This window comes from Pseudomonas sp. PA-4-8C (genome assembly GCF_021606625.1).
GTDB lineage: Bacteria > Pseudomonadota > Gammaproteobacteria > Pseudomonadales > Pseudomonadaceae > Aquipseudomonas > Aquipseudomonas lactis.
The window spans coordinates 1-16,707 of record NZ_WKCD01000105.1 but is presented as its reverse complement, the minus strand read 5'-3'; the positions used below and the strand labels follow the sequence as shown (position 1 = coordinate 16,707).

The 16,707-nt window shown below is 59.9% G+C and carries 15 protein-coding genes; 6 read left to right on the top strand and 9 right to left on the bottom strand.

Going from position 1 to position 16,707, the window contains the following annotated elements:
* The 5 genes from GIW04_RS16770 to GIW04_RS16750 form a co-directional block, all read right to left on the bottom strand.
* Nucleotides 1–1,426, bottom strand: a 1,426-nt coding sequence (locus tag GIW04_RS16770) for a SpvB/TcaC N-terminal domain-containing protein (RefSeq protein WP_268939244.1), incomplete at its 3' end; no start/stop codon positions are given.
* Nucleotides 1,423–4,611, bottom strand: a complete 3,189-nt coding sequence (locus tag GIW04_RS16765; protein ID WP_236479067.1) for an insecticidal toxin protein — start codon at nt 4,609–4,611, stop codon at nt 1,423–1,425. The genes GIW04_RS16765 and GIW04_RS16770, both read right to left, overlap by 4 nt.
* A 99-nt stretch (nt 4,612–4,710) precedes the next feature.
* Nucleotides 4,711–6,099, bottom strand: a complete 1,389-nt coding sequence (locus GIW04_RS16760; RefSeq protein ID WP_236479066.1) for a neuraminidase-like domain-containing protein — start codon at nt 6,097–6,099, stop codon at nt 4,711–4,713.
* 34 nt (nt 6,100–6,133) lie between these two features.
* The gene (locus tag GIW04_RS16755; protein ID WP_120248142.1) at nt 6,134–8,770 is read right to left on the bottom strand and encodes a Tc toxin subunit A; all 2,637 of its coding nucleotides are present in this window, start codon (nt 8,768–8,770) and stop codon (nt 6,134–6,136) included.
* A 183-nt stretch (nt 8,771–8,953) separates the two neighbouring features.
* On the bottom strand, nt 8,954–9,430 hold the full coding sequence (locus tag GIW04_RS16750) for a hemerythrin domain-containing protein (protein ID WP_003191732.1): 477 nt from the start codon (nt 9,428–9,430) through the stop codon (nt 8,954–8,956).
* Between the two features lie 298 nt (nt 9,431–9,728).
* Between GIW04_RS16750 and GIW04_RS16745 the strand changes: the two genes are divergently transcribed.
* Entirely contained in the window at nt 9,729–9,935 is a 207-nt protein-coding gene (locus GIW04_RS16745; RefSeq protein WP_003191730.1) for a hypothetical protein, read from the top strand.
* A gap of 60 nt (nt 9,936–9,995) precedes the next feature.
* On the opposite strand, the gene GIW04_RS16740 is transcribed toward GIW04_RS16745, so the two are convergent.
* Together GIW04_RS16740 and GIW04_RS16735 are read right to left on the bottom strand one after the other, a co-directional pair.
* Entirely contained in the window at nt 9,996–10,556 is a 561-nt protein-coding gene (locus GIW04_RS16740; protein WP_003191729.1) for a type 1 glutamine amidotransferase domain-containing protein, read from the bottom strand.
* Nucleotides 10,557–10,586: 30 nt separating this feature from the next.
* Nucleotides 10,587–11,090 (bottom strand): DUF4142 domain-containing protein, encoded by a 504-nt coding sequence (locus GIW04_RS16735; protein WP_003191727.1) that lies wholly within the window; start codon nt 11,088–11,090, stop codon nt 10,587–10,589.
* Between the two features lie 160 nt (nt 11,091–11,250).
* Here GIW04_RS16735 and GIW04_RS16730 point away from each other — a divergent pair, with 160 nt between their 5' ends.
* On the top strand, nt 11,251–11,478 hold the full coding sequence (locus GIW04_RS16730; RefSeq protein WP_120248204.1) for a hypothetical protein: 228 nt from the start codon (nt 11,251–11,253) through the stop codon (nt 11,476–11,478).
* 178 nt (nt 11,479–11,656) lie between these two features.
* Complete coding sequence (locus GIW04_RS16725; protein ID WP_120248141.1) at nt 11,657–12,451, top strand: class II aldolase/adducin family protein; 795 nt, start codon at nt 11,657–11,659, stop codon at nt 12,449–12,451.
* 54 nt (nt 12,452–12,505) lie between these two features.
* Here the strand turns inward: GIW04_RS16725 and GIW04_RS16720 are convergent, their stop codons facing one another.
* Together GIW04_RS16720 and GIW04_RS16715 are read right to left on the bottom strand one after the other, a co-directional pair.
* Nucleotides 12,506–13,588: an LLM class flavin-dependent oxidoreductase gene (locus tag GIW04_RS16720; RefSeq protein ID WP_032900700.1), complete on the bottom strand. Its 1,083-nt coding sequence runs from the start codon at nt 13,586–13,588 to the stop codon at nt 12,506–12,508.
* A gap of 164 nt (nt 13,589–13,752) precedes the next feature.
* Nucleotides 13,753–14,607 carry an AraC family transcriptional regulator gene (locus tag GIW04_RS16715; RefSeq protein ID WP_120248203.1) on the bottom strand — a complete coding sequence of 285 codons (855 nt, stop codon included), beginning with the start codon at nt 14,605–14,607 and terminating at the stop codon, nt 13,753–13,755.
* A 109-nt stretch (nt 14,608–14,716) separates the two neighbouring features.
* Between GIW04_RS16715 and GIW04_RS16710 the strand changes: the two genes are divergently transcribed.
* The 3 genes from GIW04_RS16710 (at nt 14,717) to glsB (ending at nt 16,509) form a co-directional block, all read left to right on the top strand.
* Nucleotides 14,717–15,127, top strand: coding sequence for a hypothetical protein (locus GIW04_RS16710; protein ID WP_003191721.1), 411 nt, complete (start codon nt 14,717–14,719; stop codon nt 15,125–15,127).
* A 73-nt stretch (nt 15,128–15,200) separates the two neighbouring features.
* Nucleotides 15,201–15,545, top strand: a complete 345-nt coding sequence (locus tag GIW04_RS16705) for a hypothetical protein (protein ID WP_003191720.1) — start codon at nt 15,201–15,203, stop codon at nt 15,543–15,545.
* Nucleotides 15,546–15,600: 55 nt separating this feature from the next.
* On the top strand, nt 15,601–16,509 hold the full coding sequence (glsB, locus tag GIW04_RS16700; RefSeq protein ID WP_003191719.1) for a glutaminase B: 909 nt from the start codon (nt 15,601–15,603) through the stop codon (nt 16,507–16,509).
* Nucleotides 16,510–16,707: the final 198 nt, after the last annotated feature.

The window sequence follows — 16,707 nt, the reverse complement described above, 5'->3', positions numbered from 1 at the left end:
GCCCCGGTTGCGCCACCACCCATTCCAGATGCCCATCGCCGTTAAGATCCGCCAGCGCCTGGCGCGTGGCCTGGGTGCTATCAGCGAGGGGAATGCGTGGCAACGCCTGCCAGGGCCCATACGCCAGCGCATTGCTGTCAGCTGGGCCGGGGGCCCTCAGCGGCTCGCGGTAGTACCAGCTTTTATCGATGCGGTGCAGGATGCCCGGCAAGCCGTCGCGGTACAGGTCGACCAGCTGGTAATGCTGCCCGTCGTTGATGCCCGCCATGGCGTCGAACGTTTCGTAGTGCGCGGTTTCCAGTGTCGGCCCGAAGACGCTGTAGGCCAGTTCCAAGGGCGGCCAGGCACTGGCGGTGCCTTGGGCGTCATAGGCCTGGTTGTGCACGGCGAACAGGCAACTGCCGATGGCGTGGCGATCGGTGTACTCCAGCAACATGCGCCGCGTCAGCACCGGCTCGGCGCCCAGGCTCGGCTCATCGGGGAAGTAATGAAACATCAGCACTTGTTGGCACAGCCGCCGGGTGCCGAGCTCAAAGCCATAGGCATAACTGCTGATCGGGTCGTTGCGGACCGGCCAGGCGTGTTGTTCGGCATAGGTCGGCACTTGGCTCAGGCCAGTGTGGCGTTCGCCATAATCCAGCAGCAGTTCGAAGTGCCATTGCTTGTCAGCGAGGGCGTCCGCGCGCCACAGCGCCAGGTGCTCAAGGGGCTTGAGGTTGCCATAGCACACCCGCGCCAGATAACGCTGGGCGCGATAGTCCCTGGCGGCGCTTGGCGGCTGGTCGTCGCGTTTGTAGTGGTAATAGATCTGCTCACCCAGCGGGTTGAAGCTTTCCTGCAACAGCCATTGGGCTACACGTGGGCTGTTGTTCGGGTCCGCACAGCGCGCGATCTGCGTCTTGCCGAACAGGTGCACGCAGCCGTCCGCACCCTGAACCAGCCAGAATCCGGCCTTGTCGCTGGGGGTGGACCAATGCTCGATACGGTCGAAGTGCGCTTCTATCACCGGAAAATAGCGCACCACCCGGTGGGGTTCATCCAGGGCCAGGCCGTTATAGTGGTCCCAGGTTGTGGCCCGAATTGCGCCGTCGGCATCACGCTCAGGGATCATGTCGATGCCTTGGGGGCTGGTGAAACGGTCGTCATCACCGTAGGCCGGTACGCCTTTGCGGGTATCACGGCTGATGGCGCCTGCCGACACCCCCCAGCCGAGTCCGAAGGGCCCATTGCCCTGGGAACTGCGATAACCCAGGCTCAATGCAGGCGTGAAGCCTCGGCCGGGCGAAATCGGCAAGGGCACCTCCAGGCACGCTTCGCCCCGCGCGCCCACGGCGCCCCATTGCGCGCTGGGGCCCTGGATGGCGCCACCGCCCTTGGGCAGCGCAGGAATCTTCGGTTCCAGGAGGTCGGGCGGCTGCACGCTCATCGTTGACCTCCGGTGTTTTTAGCGGTGTAGCGCAGGTGCACGATGATATCGGTGAGGGATTCGAGCAGGCCGTTTTGCCGGGTGTGGTTGGGAAAGGTCAGTTGCCAGGTGGAGATGGCCCCGGTGTATTCGAACGGCAGGTAACGCTCGTCACTGTCGAAGTTCAAGGTGAACAATCCGCTGTCGTTGAGCCCGCTGGACAGGGCGATTTGCTGCTTGGCGCGCAGGTCTTTTTTTACCGCAGCTTCGGTGTGTTTGGCCGCAGGGGTGAGGTGCGTGGTGTTGGTGGTCTGGGTGAGGATGGCCTTGATATCTTCATAAGGCCCCAGCGTGGCAGGCAGGGACACGCTGAGGTGCTTGATGCGCCGCAGATAGTGGCCGGGGTAATCGTCGTCGAACAGCTTGAGGGTCAGTTCAAAGGTCATGGTGCCAGTTTTCACCAGGTCAGCTTTAAGCGTGGCCCAGGGCTTGTCGCGCGTCGCCACAGGGTCTTTGCTGTGCAGATGGCGCAACGACACGGTTTTAGTGATCTCCAGCAAACGCTCGTTGTGGGTGAGGTAGGCGCTGCTCATGCTCAGCAGGTTGTGCTTGAGCGCTTCGCCGGCACTCAAACCTCGGTATTGATGGGTCCAGGGCTGGGTTTGAATGAAGTGCTTGTCCCACTGCGCGCGCTCTTCCTGCCAGCAGGCTTCGGCCGCCAGGCACAGTGACAGCGTCGAGTCATAGGCCTGGTAGTAGAAGGTCGACAACTGGCCGTTGAGCCATTGATACAGCTGGGCGTTGGTGAAGCGTTTGCCGAGTTGGTCGTACAGGGTGCGTGCTTGGGTGAAGCTGGCCTGGGCCAGGCCCAGTTGCAAGCGGGTATGGGCTTGCTGCTCGGTGTATGCCTGCAGTTGGGCGTCGACCTGGGCCAGCTCAAGGCGTGCCTGTTCCAGCGAATGGGCCCACTCGGCGGCGCGCCTTGCAAACAGGTCGGTGCGGTCCAAGTGGGCAGCGTTGGCACGCTTTTCATTGGCAATGCCTTGGGACGCCGCGTGCAGGGCGTGAAAAGCGCCCTCGTAGCGCACGCCGCCGTTGGAGGTGCCAAAAATATTCGGTATCAGCATCGCCAGCCCCGCGCCGGCTTGTGCCACGGCGGCGGCGGTGTCCCAGCGCGCACTGTCCTGATACTCCTGGGTGGCCTGGGCCTCGGCCGGGCTGATGCCACGCTTGAGTTGCTGTTCGAAGAACGCCACCCGCGCTTCGACCATACGGCGTCCTGCCAGCAGCGCCTCCTTGTTCCGCGCATCGAACTGCACGGCCTGGGCTTGTTGCTCGACAGCCAGCCTGGCCAAGTCCCAGGCTTGCTGTTGCTGGGTTTCCAGGTACTGGGCCTGCTCTTTGCGTTCGAACAACGATAACAAGGTCGTGCCCAATTGGATCAGGTTATCGACCGCCTGCAAGGCATGCCCCAGCAGCACCTGAAAGCGATAGTGCGCGGCCTGGGCGGTGAGCAGCGACGGGCGCAGGCTGACGCCGACAGCGCCTTGCTGGTACGCAGCGAGCAGCGTTTGCGGCGTCAGGGCCGTGGCGTACAGCGGCAGGCTCAAGGGTTTGCCGGTCAGGTCCAGGTGATGGCGCAGGTTGTGCAGGCGAGCTTCGATTTTGTCCCAACGCAGCAGCAAATCAGGGCTCAGGGACCGACACAGCCGCGAGGCACCCGCAGGCACTGTCGTGCTGTCGAGCGTGGAAGGGTCTTGCAGTGTGTCCAGGGTGGTGGTTGCCCAGGGATCGACCGGGTTGAGCGGCGGTCTTGGCCCGAGCAAGCCCTTGGCGCGGATGTACCACAACTTGGCGTCGGCCAGGCCGTCACGGGTCATTTGCCGGTAGGCCGCGTCCCCGCGATTGAGCAGGATGTCGACGTACAACAGGTACAGCGCCTGACGAAAATGTACCGCACTGCTTTTTGCCAATGGGTGCGACAGGGATGAAGCGTCGTGGCGTTGTGGCGCACTGGTAAGCAGCGCAGGCAGGCGCCAGAAGTCGGATGGGTGCGCGGGATCGAACACGTAGCGTATCCACGTTTCGGCCTCGGCGTATTGCTGTTCCTGGTTCAGGCGTTGTGCCAACAGCCAGGGCAGGTAAAGAAACAACTCCCAGTAATAGGTGCCATGGGGTCCCTGGAAGTCCAGTGGGCTGGGCTTTTCCTCGCCTGGCAATGGCGGCTCGCGCCAGGCATCCGGCGCCAATGCAAACAGCTCATGCAAACCTGTGCCGGCGGTTTTTGCCAGCAGCCCGGCCACGCAGGTGTTGGTGCGTATGGGCGGCCGTTTGTTTTCAGGCGTGTCGAGGGATTCGATAGCAGACCCGTTGAAGTCGATGAACTCTGCCGCGCCATAGGGTGGAGTCGCGAGGCGCTGGATAAACGGAGCCAGCGGAATGATGGGCGCGCTGTTATCAGGCGGCAGGGTGAAGGTCGCAGTTTTCAGCCCGTAGCCCAGAATGATGGGGTCGGGGTAATGCACATCGCTTTCCAGCAGCAACACGCCGTGAATCAGCGTCAATGTGGAGGCCGGTGTTTTAGCGAGGTCCTCGTCATAAGGCTGCAAGGTCTGGGGGGAGAGTTCGATCTGCGACTCAAGCGTGTGCGTCTTGGAGAGTTCAGTGAACGTATCGCGCAGGGTGCGCCGAGAGGCGTCTGCCAGGCCAATGAGTACCGTGTTATTGCGGTGTGGGCTTTCCGGTAAAACGGTATTCGCCTGTTTCGGATACATCAACACGGGTTTGTACAGGCGTTGTTTCTGCTGGACCTGAACCTTATCCAACTCTAAGTCGTATGCATGAGTCTCTGACTTTCCCTGAATGTTAAAGAACGCCAGCGTGACGGTATAGGTGGCGTCCTGCGTATTGAAAAAATAGTCGAAGGCCTCTTGGCGAATGCGTTTTGCGCTCAGATTAAAGGTTGTGCTTTTCGGGTTTTCTTCATCTTTACCAATCTGCGGCAGGGTAAAGGTCGCCGCCTGATTCTTTTCATCCTTTATAAACTGGGCATAGCTGACCCCGGTCTCATTGCACTTGAGGGTTAAGTCGATGCGCACGTTGGAGAAGGTGACCAGCTTGGCGCCTTCCAGAAAAATCTCCGAGGTGGGGCCTAACGCCAGCGTGTCGTCCTGGGCAGGCCCGCTGCTGCTGAGGATGATGGTCAAATTGACCAGCGCATCTGCCTTCCTGAACCTGACGGTGCGGTGTGGCTCGAAGCGTTTATCCAGGCGGGTGGTGACTTCCCGTACCGAGGTCGTTCGGGTTTACTTGATATCGGTGTTGGCCGACAGGCTGCGAATGTACTGCTGGCTTCCTCCGTAGTTCCAGCCGTTGGTAGTCGCATGGGGCGTACCGTTGGTCAGCGATTGAACTGCGACCTGGACCGTTTCGGGCGCCCTGAATTGAAACCTGGACCTGTTGTGGTGCCCGAACAGGGCCAGGTACCGCCCGGCCAGTTCCGATTCTTTATGCCAGGAGAACATCCGTCGGGTGCTGCCCAGGGTTTCAAGCCAATGGACGTTGAAGTGTTGATCCAGCCGTACCGCATGAAAGAAGTGCCGATGCAGGCCGTTGTGCGAGGAAGCCGTTTGATGGTTCGGCTGCGCGCTCAGGCCCAAGAACAGTGCCGGCGGTTGGCTTTTTGAGTCGAGTACGGCGATGGACGCGGTGGCACTCATCAGGTCTTCCGCGCTCAGGTCGTCAAGGCCCTGGGCCAGGCTGTATTCCTGGATGCACGCCTGTGGCACGTGCCAACTGTCATCCAGTTTTTTATAGGAGAAGTACAAGCGAAACTGCAGGTAGGTGGTCTTTATCCGAGTTTCCAGCCGCTGCTGGTAGTCCTTCTTCGATTCAACATCGCCGCGCCCAATCGGGGTGATGTCCCTTGACGACGTCGGGTTAATGCATTGGGCCCACACCACGAAGAGGCGCCCGTTGAACACCACTGGACGAATCGTCTGTTCGGGGACGTTATCGTCAATCGACAGCGGGATCTTTTGCCACGCGGACCAGGCTGTCGGGGTGGCTGCGGCGCTCGTGGCCATCTCCAGTGTGCGCCAGTAATAGGTGTTATCCGAACTGGACTTGCCGGTGAAGTAATAAGTGCTGCTGGCGAAGCTGTCTTTATCGCCGTCGATATAACCATTAAGGGTCTTGATGTTGGCAAGTGCTTCGAAGCGGCTGAGGTAACTGTGGGCGGCTGCCTGCAACGGCGCAGGCTCGATGCGAAATTGGTTGAGCTGGTTCTCCAGTTGCCTGAAGTTGTCGCTTTTGTCATGGCGCAATGTGGGGCTCAGGTAGGTGGCCGGGTAATGCTGAAGTTGCTGGTGGGCACGCCACAGTGAATAGGACAGCAACTGGTCTCGCCACTGGGTTTGCTCGTCAGCACTCATGCCCTGTTCGTCGTAGCCAGGCTCCAGGCCCAGGTAAATGCCGGTGATGTACTGCTGCAGGCTGGCAATGGCGCTGGCGACACGGGTGGTGGGTACCGTATGGCTGACCTGGGGGTCGAGCAGCCAATAGGCATAGACATCGTCGACGGACTTGACCGTATCGGCCACTGCCTTGTCTTCAGGCAGCACGCTGTTGAGGTAGAACCCCAGCATCGCGTCGCGCAGGTGTTCGTTGAGGTGTTGGGTGAGGGTGTCAGACATGGTCATTCCTTGAACCAGGCGTAATACAACGGGGTTAGGGTGCTGTGGCGCTCAACGCCGAGCCAACGTATTGCCAGTCTTCATTCATCAAGGTGGCATGCAGGTCGGCCGCCTTGAGCAAGGCGCTGGCGGAGAGGCCGGTGAGCCTGACGGCTTCATGGCAACGCAGGAGCCAGTCCAGGTCGGCCAGGGTCTTCACCTGTTTGGCAGGCAGGTATTCAACGAGCAGGTTGATTTCATCCACATCCCACTTGAGCAACGCGGCCAGTTGCGCGGTGCACGCCCCTTCGTCAGCCACGGCGGAGCCTTCAACGGAGGGTGAATTGGCGCACTGCAAATAGGCGAGCACGCTGTCTTGGGCCAGCCCGTAGGTGTTGAGGCAGTGGGCAAAGCGTTGCAGCAGGTACAGCGTGTTCAGCGTCAGTTTGAGCAGCGAGTTCGCTGTGTAGTCTGTACTCAGCCAGTGTGGATGAAACACGAAGGCCTGCAACGCCTCACGGCTCACCGCGAGCCCCAAGGACACTTCGGCATCCGGCAGGCTCAGCAACACATTTTTGTGCAGCTCCGTGGTGGAGTCGGCTGTGGCCGTGCGGGCAATGTGCCGAACCACGAGTTTGCGCCATTGCAGGTACGCGTCCGGGTCGCCGGCAAGGTGCGCGGGGGCATTGAGCAGCGTGTCGATTTTTTCTTTCAGCGGCTGCATTTGTTGGTAGAACGCGCCCAGCTTCTTGGTCACTGCTTGTTTGGCGTCGTCGCACAGAACCGCGTTGCGTTCGGCGTCCAGGCTCAGGGTCTGGGCTTCGATAAGTTGCACAAGCCCATTGGGCAGTTCTTTGGGCGGCGCGGGCTTGAGCTGCGGTTGGCTGTGCAGCAGCCCTTGTACGATGAGGGCATGCCAGGCAATGGGCGCGGCCTTGGTATCGGCCTCGGGTTGGGGCAACGACAGGTCAGCGAGGTCTTCCTGCGCCAGCAGGCCATGCCGGGTCAGTTCGATCAACTCATCGAGTTGGGTGATGTACGTTTGCACGTGGGGCGGTGGGGATTGGGGATCCAATAGCAATTGGCGGCGAAGCTGATCAACCGTTTGCCCCGTGTCGTTGAGCCAGGTGACCAGCCAGTCCATTTGCATCAGTACATCGAGCAGGTCGGCAGGGGCATTGACGCCCGAGCGACGCAGGCTCGGGTTGACCAGTTGGGCGGTGTAATCCTTACCGCCCAGCAGCGCCGCCACCTGGTAGCTGTCGAGCACTGACAGCCCGAACAACTGCGCGATCCGGGCTTGGCGATACAGCGCGCTATAAAACGTCAGTGTCGGGCAAGAGGCGGGTAGATGCAGGCGGGCCTGCTTGATCAGCCAGTGCAGCGAGTCCGGGGTATCGCTCAGGTGCAGGCCGGCGCAGAGCGGGTGGCGCAGGGTTGTGGGGATTTCCTCTTTCAACGCCAGGGTTGGCCTGTCCAGCGTCAATGCCTGGCCTGACAACGGGCCGGGGTTGAACAACTCGTCGTACAGCGACAGGCGAGTGCGGGGTGCCCACACCGGTATCTCATCCAGCACGGCCGCAAAGGCTTGCAATGACAGGCCGTAACGGCGCTCCAGATAGCGATAGACGCCCAGTGCCCGTAGGGTGTTGTCGTTGGCGGGCCGCGTCGGGTCACCCTCGTGTTCACGGCGCACGACGCTCGTTAACAGAGCGTCGAGCGCGTCAAAGGGCAACTGCGTCCAGCGTTGCAGGCGGACCATTCGGTGCAGGCGCTGGTAACGTTCCCGTGAGGTATTGTGCAGGCGGGCGCCACCCTTGTCCTGCACGGCGATCGACAGGGGCGACTGGGACGCGCCGGCCTCGGTGATCGGCCCGTTCACGTACGCGGCACCGTTGTGCAGGCGCAGCTTGGCCGGCGGCGTTGGCAGGGCGCTTGCCAAGACGTGGCCCGACAGCACCGGCACATACTTCCCACAGGCCAGTAGCGCTTCGGTTTGATCGGCGGTGAGTCCGGTTTTTTGCAACCAGTGGGCCAACGCCTCAAGGGGCTGCTCCTGGGTACCATAGTGCTGGGCGAAAAAATCCTTTATCTGTACGTGCTCCGTGCTTTTTATAAAGGGTTCCGTCAATAACACCTGCTGGGCAGGGCTCAGCCCGGACAGCAAACGTTGCGCTTCATAGGCCTCGTGCCTGACCACGCCGTAAGTGTTTTGCGCACGCTGGCTGGTGGGCAGCTTGAGGCTGATGCGGTAACTGAGTTCGCCCAACTGTGGCTTGCCGCCGGACAAACCGAGCCAGCACTGGCGATGCGCACGTTCGAACGGCAGCACGAAGGGGAACCGTTGCTTGCCAAGCACCTCATCAAGGGAACGGCCGCGGTATTCACGGCGGGTTTGTTTGAGGTGAGCGTCGATCTGGCGCGACAGGGTTTCGTTGATCATCGAGAGTTGAGGAATCACAGCGCTGAGGCTACGTTCGTCCAGGGGCAGTGTCTTGAGTTCGGGGCGACGCTGGTCGAGGGTGACCTTGGGCTGTTTGCCTTTACCGCTTTTTTCCAGCGCTTGGGCAAACAGGTATAACGCCTTCAGGTAGGCGATCGGGGAGTCGATTGCCGCCATGGAGGAGGCCGAACACAGCAGGTGCCAGTCCTCTTTGAACAGGTGGGTATAGGTGGGGGAACGCGCGTCCATTGTGATGAATCTCCTGAAAGCCCGCGGCCACTGCCGAGGGCCATGGCACGCTAGCATGGGGCGCCAGGCCGGCTCGGTCGGCCGGATCGCTGAGTGAGCGAGGAGAAATCATCGGTCTAGATCGATAGCGCGACAGTGCCTGTGGGTCACTGTCGCGCGAACCTTGCGGTGAGGAGGTAGCCGTTACGCGGCCAGCGGTTTTTTCGCCATGGCTTTTTTGTGCGCGGCCTTCATCGCTTCCATCTCGGCCCCCAGCTCTTCGAGCAGCGCTTTACCCAGCAGTTTCTTGGCCTGAGGGAACATCTCGGTTTCTTCTTCTTCGATATGGTGCTCAAGCAACTCCTTGACCACTTTGACGCGACCGGAAAACTCGGTGGACGAGGGGTCGGTTTTTTTCAAGTCCGGCAGTACCAGCGAGTCGACGGTGCGGTGCTCTTCCTTGGCTTCGTGGTACATGATGTCCTGTTCCTTGCCCCCGGCTTTTCTGAACGCGGGGTAGAGGATCTCTTCTTCGAGTTGGGTATGCAGGGTGATCTCCATTTCGAGTTTGGCCAACAACTCGGTACGCTTTTTTACCCCGCGTTCAGTGGATTCGCTTAACTGGGTCAGCAGGGTCTTGACGCGTTCATGGTCGGCTTTGAGCAGGTCGATGGCGTTCATAGGTAACCTCACGGGGGGATGCGGGCGTGTCGAAGTGCGCGCCTCGTGGTGAGGAAGGTTGCATCAGGCGTACCAACTTTTATTGTTAAAAATTATCTTATAAATCAGTTGGTTGTGTTTTGCTGTGTGCTTGGAGATCGTGCAGCTTGCATGGTCGGGCCGCGTTGAGATTGCACAACGCACAACAGGTTGCTGACGCTCCAGCGCAACGGGCGGCCATAAAGTGTGGCCAGGAAAATTCTAATGGAACCCTTGGGGCATCTGCTTGACCTAACGCTTAGACTTCAGGAGGTGAATCATGCAAATTGAATATATCTGGATCGTATTGGCGGTGGTTCTGCTGCTCTTGGAACTCTGGGCGATCAATATCGTTTTGCGCAGCACTGGCGGATGGGAGACCAAGGGGTTGTGGGTGGTGGTGCTGGTGTTCGTGCCGCTGCTGGGGTTGATTGCGTGGGCAATGTTCGGGCCCAAGCGTGAGATGGCACAGCAGCGTAAAAGCTGAAGCGGTGAGTGATAAAAAACAGGCGCCCATCGGGCGCCTGTTTTCATTGCGGTCAACCGATCAGCCGCCGACGGCCTTGGCAATCGCCTCATTGAACGCCGGTAGATCGTCCGGCGTGCGCGAGGTGATCAAGGTCCAGCCATTGGCCTGGCACTCTTTAACCTCGGCATCCACCACGCCGGCAGCGCCGGCGTTTTCAAGGTCGATGCGCACGCTTTTATAGGCAGTCAGGGTTTTGCCCTTGACCACGCCAGCGTCGATCAGGGTCCATGGCCCGTGACAGATTGCCGCGATGGTCTTGCCGGCCTGCACGAACTCATTGATCAAGCGCAACGCGGCGGCATCCTGGCGCAGCGTATCGGCATTGACCGTGCCGCCCGGGATGACCAGCGCATCGAAGTCGGCGCTGACAACATCCGACAGTTGCACGTCGGATTCCACGGTCTGGTCTTTTTCCGTGTCGCCGACAAATGTCTGGGTAGTGCCCCCTTTGCTGGAGGCGTGCGTCACGGTCGCGCCGTAGCCACGCAGCGTCTCCAGCGGCTTGAGCAGTTCGTCGCGCTCGATACCGGTGTTGGAGGTGATGACGAGGATGTGCTTGCCGTTGAGTTGCGAGCTCATGGTCGAGTGTCTCCTGGGGTCATGGATCGATTAATGGGCGTATTTGGTTTGCAGTTCCTTGGCCATTTTCAGGTGGGCTTCAAGGGTGGGCAGGGTCTTGGTGGCGAAGGCTTTCAGCTCGGGATTGTCCGAGGAGGCCGCTTCTTTCTTGAACAGTTCGACGGTTTTTTCATGGGCCGCCACCTGGTTGTTGGCGTAGGCCTTGTCGAAGGATTCATCGCGCATTTCCAGGATGGCTTTTTTCGCCTTGTCGGTGAGCGCAGCGTCATCAGGTACTTCGATATCGAGTTTTTTCGCCAGGGCCATCAGTTCCTGATTGGCTTTGGTGTGGTCGGTGACCATATGCTCGGCGAAGGTTTTTACGTCCGCCGAGCTGCTTTTTTCCAGGGCCAGCTTGCCCGCTTCCACCTCGGTGATACCGCCCTGTGCGGCGTTGTCGACAAAGTCGTTGGAGGTCGCCGCCATTGCGGTGGACATCGAGCCAGCAATCAGCATGAAGGTAAGGCCCATCGGTTTCATCAGTCGAGTTTTCATGGTGTCTCTCCTTGGAAATGGCGGGATGCCGTTACCTGACTGTTGAATCGAGAGGTGGGTAAAAGGTTTAAATTTTTTTGCGCTTTTTTGCCCAGTGGTGAGGCAAGGCAATTGACTTGAACCAATCCGGATTCGCAGGGTTCTGCTGCACAGGGCCGTCATCTCAGCGGCCCGCCATTGCCAGGAGGATTGCACTACCGATAAAACCCCCGACCCCATCAGCTCTGAAGACGCGCAAAAAGGTAATGCCGAGGCCACCAAAGGGCAGACGCTTGAACCAGCCAATCCCAAGACCGAAACCATCGACAAAGTCGTGACGCCGACCTCGATCAAGGACATTGAACGGCAAACGGATGCAATCAATGAGAAGCTCAACAACGGGCGTTGAACCTGCTGAGTTGATCGGTGGCGAGGGCGCTTGCTCCCGTGGCGGCCTGAAAGCTGCCACTGCTGCTTTTTTATAAATAAATATAATAATTAGCTTAGATTAAAATGTGCTTTTTATTATTTATGACCATCCCCTAGTCTTGCTTGGAGTCCCTTTAGGCCATCCAGGAAGATTTGCCATGAGCAGCGTCACGCCGATTTCCAGTGTCTTGAGCAATGTGCGCCAGCGGGTCACACCGCAAGAGTGGGAGGTGCGGGTCAAGCTGGCCGCAGCCTACCGACTGGCGGCGTTGTACAAGTGGACTGATCATATCTACACGCATTTCTCGGCCCGGGTGCCAGGGCCCGAGGCGCATTTCCTGATCAATGCTTTTGGGCTGTTGTTCGACGAAATCAGCGCCTCCAACCTGGTCAAAGTGGATCTGGACGGCACTATCGTCGCTGACCCCACCGGCCTGGGCATCAACTACGCCGGCTATGTGATCCATAGCGCCATCCACGGCGCGCGCCATGACTTGCAAGCGGTGCTACACACCCACACCCGCGACGGTATAGCGGTGTCGGCCCAGAAGCAGGGGTTGTTGCCGATCTCACAGCACTCTATCGCGTTCTCGGGTCGTGTGGCTTACCACGGCTACGAGGGCGTGGCCCTGGACCTGGATGAGCGTGAACGGCTGGTGGCGGATCTGGGCGACAAGAGTGTGATGATCCTGCGTAACCACGGCTTGTTGACGGGCGGCGTCAGCGTCGAGCACGCCTTCCAGCAACTGCAAAGCCTGGAGCGAGCGTGCAACATCCAGATCGCCGCACAGGCGGCGGGGAATGCCGAGTTGATCTTCCCACCGGCAGAGGTGGTGACAAAGGTTGAACAGCAAGCCAAGGTATTCAGCAATGGCGAAGGACCGGGCGTGGCGCGGCATTGGAATGCGCTGGTGCGCCAGCTTGAGCGTACCGATACCGACTACAAGAACTGAGTCGCTTATGGATGGTTCCCACGCTCGCGTGGGAACCATCGTTGTTCTGTACTATCAAGCCACTTGTTGAGCCCGTTCCCGTTCGGCGACCAGCTGACGAGTGAGGGGAATCAATATCTTGCCGTAGTCAATCGCATCATTGAGCGGGTCAAACCCACGAATCAGGAACGTGGTAATCCCCAGGTCGTAATAGTCCAACAGCGCCTCTGCAACTTGTTCCGGCGTGCCCACCAATGCTGTGGAGTTGCCTTGCGCTCCGAGCAACCCGGCAATCGCGGTCCACAAGCGTTTATCCAACCGTGAACCTTGCGCCGCCGCCGCCAGCAAGCGTCGCGAGCCTTCATTTGGCGGTTCGCGGCGTACAAACCCCGCCTTTTCGGCCAATGCCGTGGCTTGCTGCAAGATTTGCTCGGCACGCTGCCACGCCAATTCTTCAGTCGCGGCGAGGATCGGTCGCAACGACAAACTGAAGCGAATCGTACGCCCATGCCTGGCCGCTTCGGCGCGCACCTGGGTCACCACCTCGCGCACCTGCTCATAGGTTTCGCCCCACAGCGCATAGACATCCGCGTGCTTGCCGGCCACCGCAATCGCCGCCGCTGAAGAACCGCCGAAATACAGCGGGATATGCGGCTGTTGTGGCGACTTCACCGTGGAGTGGGCGCCTTCCACCTGATAATAAGTGCCGGTGAAGTCGAACGGCTGCTCACGGGTCCATTCCTGACGCACGACGCTCAAGTACTCATCGGTGCGCGCGTAGCGTTCGTCCTTGCCGATATGGCTACCGTCGGCGCGCAGTTCGCGGTCGTCGCCACCGGTGATGATGTGCACGGCGGTACGACCACCGTTGAACACATCCAGGGTGGCGAACTGGCGTGCAGCCAAGGTGGGTTGGACAAAACCTGGGCGATGGGCGATCAGAAACTGCAACTGGGTAGTGACGCTGGCGGCATGGGCCGCGATCAGCGTGCTGTCCGGGCTGTTGGAATGGAATGCCACCAGTGCGCGGTCGAACCCCGCCGCTTCGTGGGCGCGCGCCACGGTTTCGACGTAATCCGGTTGCAGGGTAGGGCCGCTGCGCGGGTGGATTTCCGAGGCGTGGTGGCCGCCGATATAGCCAATGAATTCAATGCTCATGGTCAGGTCCTTGTCGAGGTGGGTAAACAAGCCTCCACCGGGCAAGGGGTCGGTTCGTAGGGGGAAAATAGAGGGCACGGGCACGGCTGTAAAATGCCGATTGGTTCTAACCTAATTATTAAAATAAAAAATCATGAGTCTCTTCCTTTATCAGTAAATTGCATTTAGTCAATAACCTCGCGCATCGCAATGCTGGGTTGTGCTGCCTGGCTCGGCGCACCCGTTCGGTCCGCCAGGTAACGCGCCGGCGGTTGGCCCATGGCCTTGCGGAACATGGTGATAAACCCGCTGGCATTTTCATAACCCAGGTCCAGCGCCACGCTCTGCACACTCTCGCCGTTGGCCAGGCGCTGCAGTGAAAGGATTACATGCAACTGCCGGCGCCAGCGACCGAAGCTCAGGCCGATCTCTTCCAGCAACAGGCGGGTCATGCTGCGTTCGCTCATGCCGATGCGCACGGCCCATTCGCCCAAGGTGGATTTGTCGCCGGGGTTGGCCAATAGGATGTTGGCCAGCCGATGCAAGCGCGGGTCTTGGGGCATCGGCAGATGCAGGGCTTCGATGGGGGCCTGGGCCAACTCATCGAGTAATGTCGCCACCAGCCGGCCCTGGGCGCCGTCTTCGTCGTAGAGCTGCGGGAAACTCACCGCCTTGCCGATCAACTCATGCAGCAATGGCGACACCGACAGTGTGCAGCATTGCCGGGGCAGGGCGCGGGCGGCGTCCGGGTTGATCAACAGGCAATACACGTCCGCTTCGCCAGCGCCACGGGCCGCGTGGGTCACCCCGCCGGGAATCCACAACGCGCATTGCGGCGGCACGATCCAGATACCCGCCTCGATCACACAATGCACCACGCCGCGCAAGGTGTAGATCAACTGCCCGTGTTGATGGTGGTGAGGGGTATGTTCCCAGCGCTCGGAGGTACTCGAGGCGCCCACGGCCACTATCGAGCGAGGGATGGCGGCGGCGTCGCGAACCCGGCAGGGGTCGTACAGGTCGAGGCGGTGATGAACCATGGTGGGAACTGCCTTGGCTGGATTGCGAAACATTCTGGCTATTCTGTGCAATGCTGTCCAGCGACCTGCGCTCTATGATGAGAACCAATCTCATCCAAGGAGCTTAGCCATGCGACTCGACAGTTCGACTTTCCCCGTGGTGAAAATCTTTTTCGACGCGCCTAACGACGGCGGGCCGGAAGATGCCTTACTGACCTTCGAACATTTGTTGGCCCGTGAGCAGCCCTTCTTGCTGCTGCACGAAAAAACCGTGGATGAAAACAATCACGAACACGCCCACGAAGAGCGCAAGCGCGCCTCTATCTGGATGAAGAAAAACAAAGCAGCCTTGCGCGCCTACGTCAAAGGCATGATCCAGGTGGAGCCCAGCGCCGCCAAGCGCCTGGCTCTCAAGCCCTTCGCCGTGACGTTCGGCAAGGCCTGGGGCTACCCGCTGCTGGTGGTGGAATCCAAGGACCGCGCCTGGGCGCTGGCCCAGGACGTGCTGGACACAGAAGTGTCGGATGTGGCGCATTTCTAAGCCTGGCCAAAGCTCGACAGCGTCCACAATTGAACTACCTTGATTGACGAGCCTTCCCACTCGGTAATCAAGCATGCGCACTTTATGGACGCGGTATCTGGCGTTGCTGGAAAACGACCTGAGCACGCAGATTTTTGACAACGTCAAGAACCTGTTGGTCTGCGCGCTGTTGTTTGCGGCGGGGACCAACGCGCTGGTGGGGCCGCACGATTTGCTGATCGGTCTGTTTGCTTCCAGCGTCGCGGGGTGGGGCTTGATTGTGCTGTCGACGCTGCTGATGTTGTTGAACGTCAGCGACGGCATTCGCCGGCTGGCCAAGTTGCGTTATCACTTGGCGTTGCAACTGTTATTGATCCTGATCTACGTGGTGGTTGCCGAGCGGGTGGTAGAGATTGTGTGGGTGTTGCGCGCCCACTGAAGTATCCTCCGCGCCTCGTTTATCACTGATTCAAACAAAGATGACAGGACAAGCTATGCAGGCGCTGCTGGAGTCGATCCTCGACGAAGTGCGCCCCTTGATCGGCCTCGGCAAAGTTGCCGATTACATTCCCGCGCTGGCCGACGTGCCCGCCCACCAACTCGGCATCGCGGTCTACGGCAACGACGGCGCGGCTTACTGCGCCGGTGATGCCGATACGCTGTTTTCGGTGCAGAGCATTTCCAAGGTCTTCAGCCTGGTGCAGGCCATCGACCATGGTGGCGAAACCATCTGGGAACGCCTGGGCCACGAGCCCTCGGGGCAGCCGTTCAACTCCATGGTGCAGCTGGAATTCGAACGTGGCCGCCCGCGCAACCCCTTTATCAACGCTGGCGCGCTGGTGATCTGCGACATCAACCAGTCACGCTTCGCCGTGCCGATTCTGTCGATGCGCGACTTTGTACGGCGGCTGTCGGGCAACCCGCAAATCCTGGTCAATAGTGTTGTGGCCGAGTCGGAAGCCCAGCATGGTGCGCGCAATGCGGCCATGGCCTACTTGATGAAGTCGTTCGGCAACTTTCATAACGATGTGGACGCGGTGCTGCACAGCTACTTCAACTATTGCGCCTTGCAGATGAGCTGCCTGGACCTGGCCCGAGCGTTCAGCTTTCTGGCCAACGAAGGCGTGAGTGCCCACAGTGGCGAGCAGGTGCTGACGGCGCGCCAGACCAAGCAAGTGAACTCGATCATGGCCACCAGCGGGCTGTATGACGAGGCGGGCAATTTTGCCTACCGCGTGGGCCTGCCGGGCAAGAGCGGGGTCGGCGGCGGGATCGTCGCGGTAGTGCCGGGGCAGTTTACGGTGTGCGTGTGGTCGCCGGAGTTGAACGCGGCGGGCAACTCGCTGGCGGGGATGAAGGCGTTGGAGTTGTTGAGTGAGCGGATTGGGTGGTCGGTGTTTTGAACTCGGTCCCCCTGTGGGAGCTGGCTTGCCTGCGATAGCGGTTTTTCAGTACCGGATGTGCTGGCTGACACAGCGTCATCGCAGGCAAGCCAGCTCCCACAATTTGATCTTTATTGTTCTTTGAACTGTAGGAGCGGCACGATCATCAGGTCAAGTGGCTGGGTGGGAGTCATCCAGTGCCTTGTCCACGAGCAACTG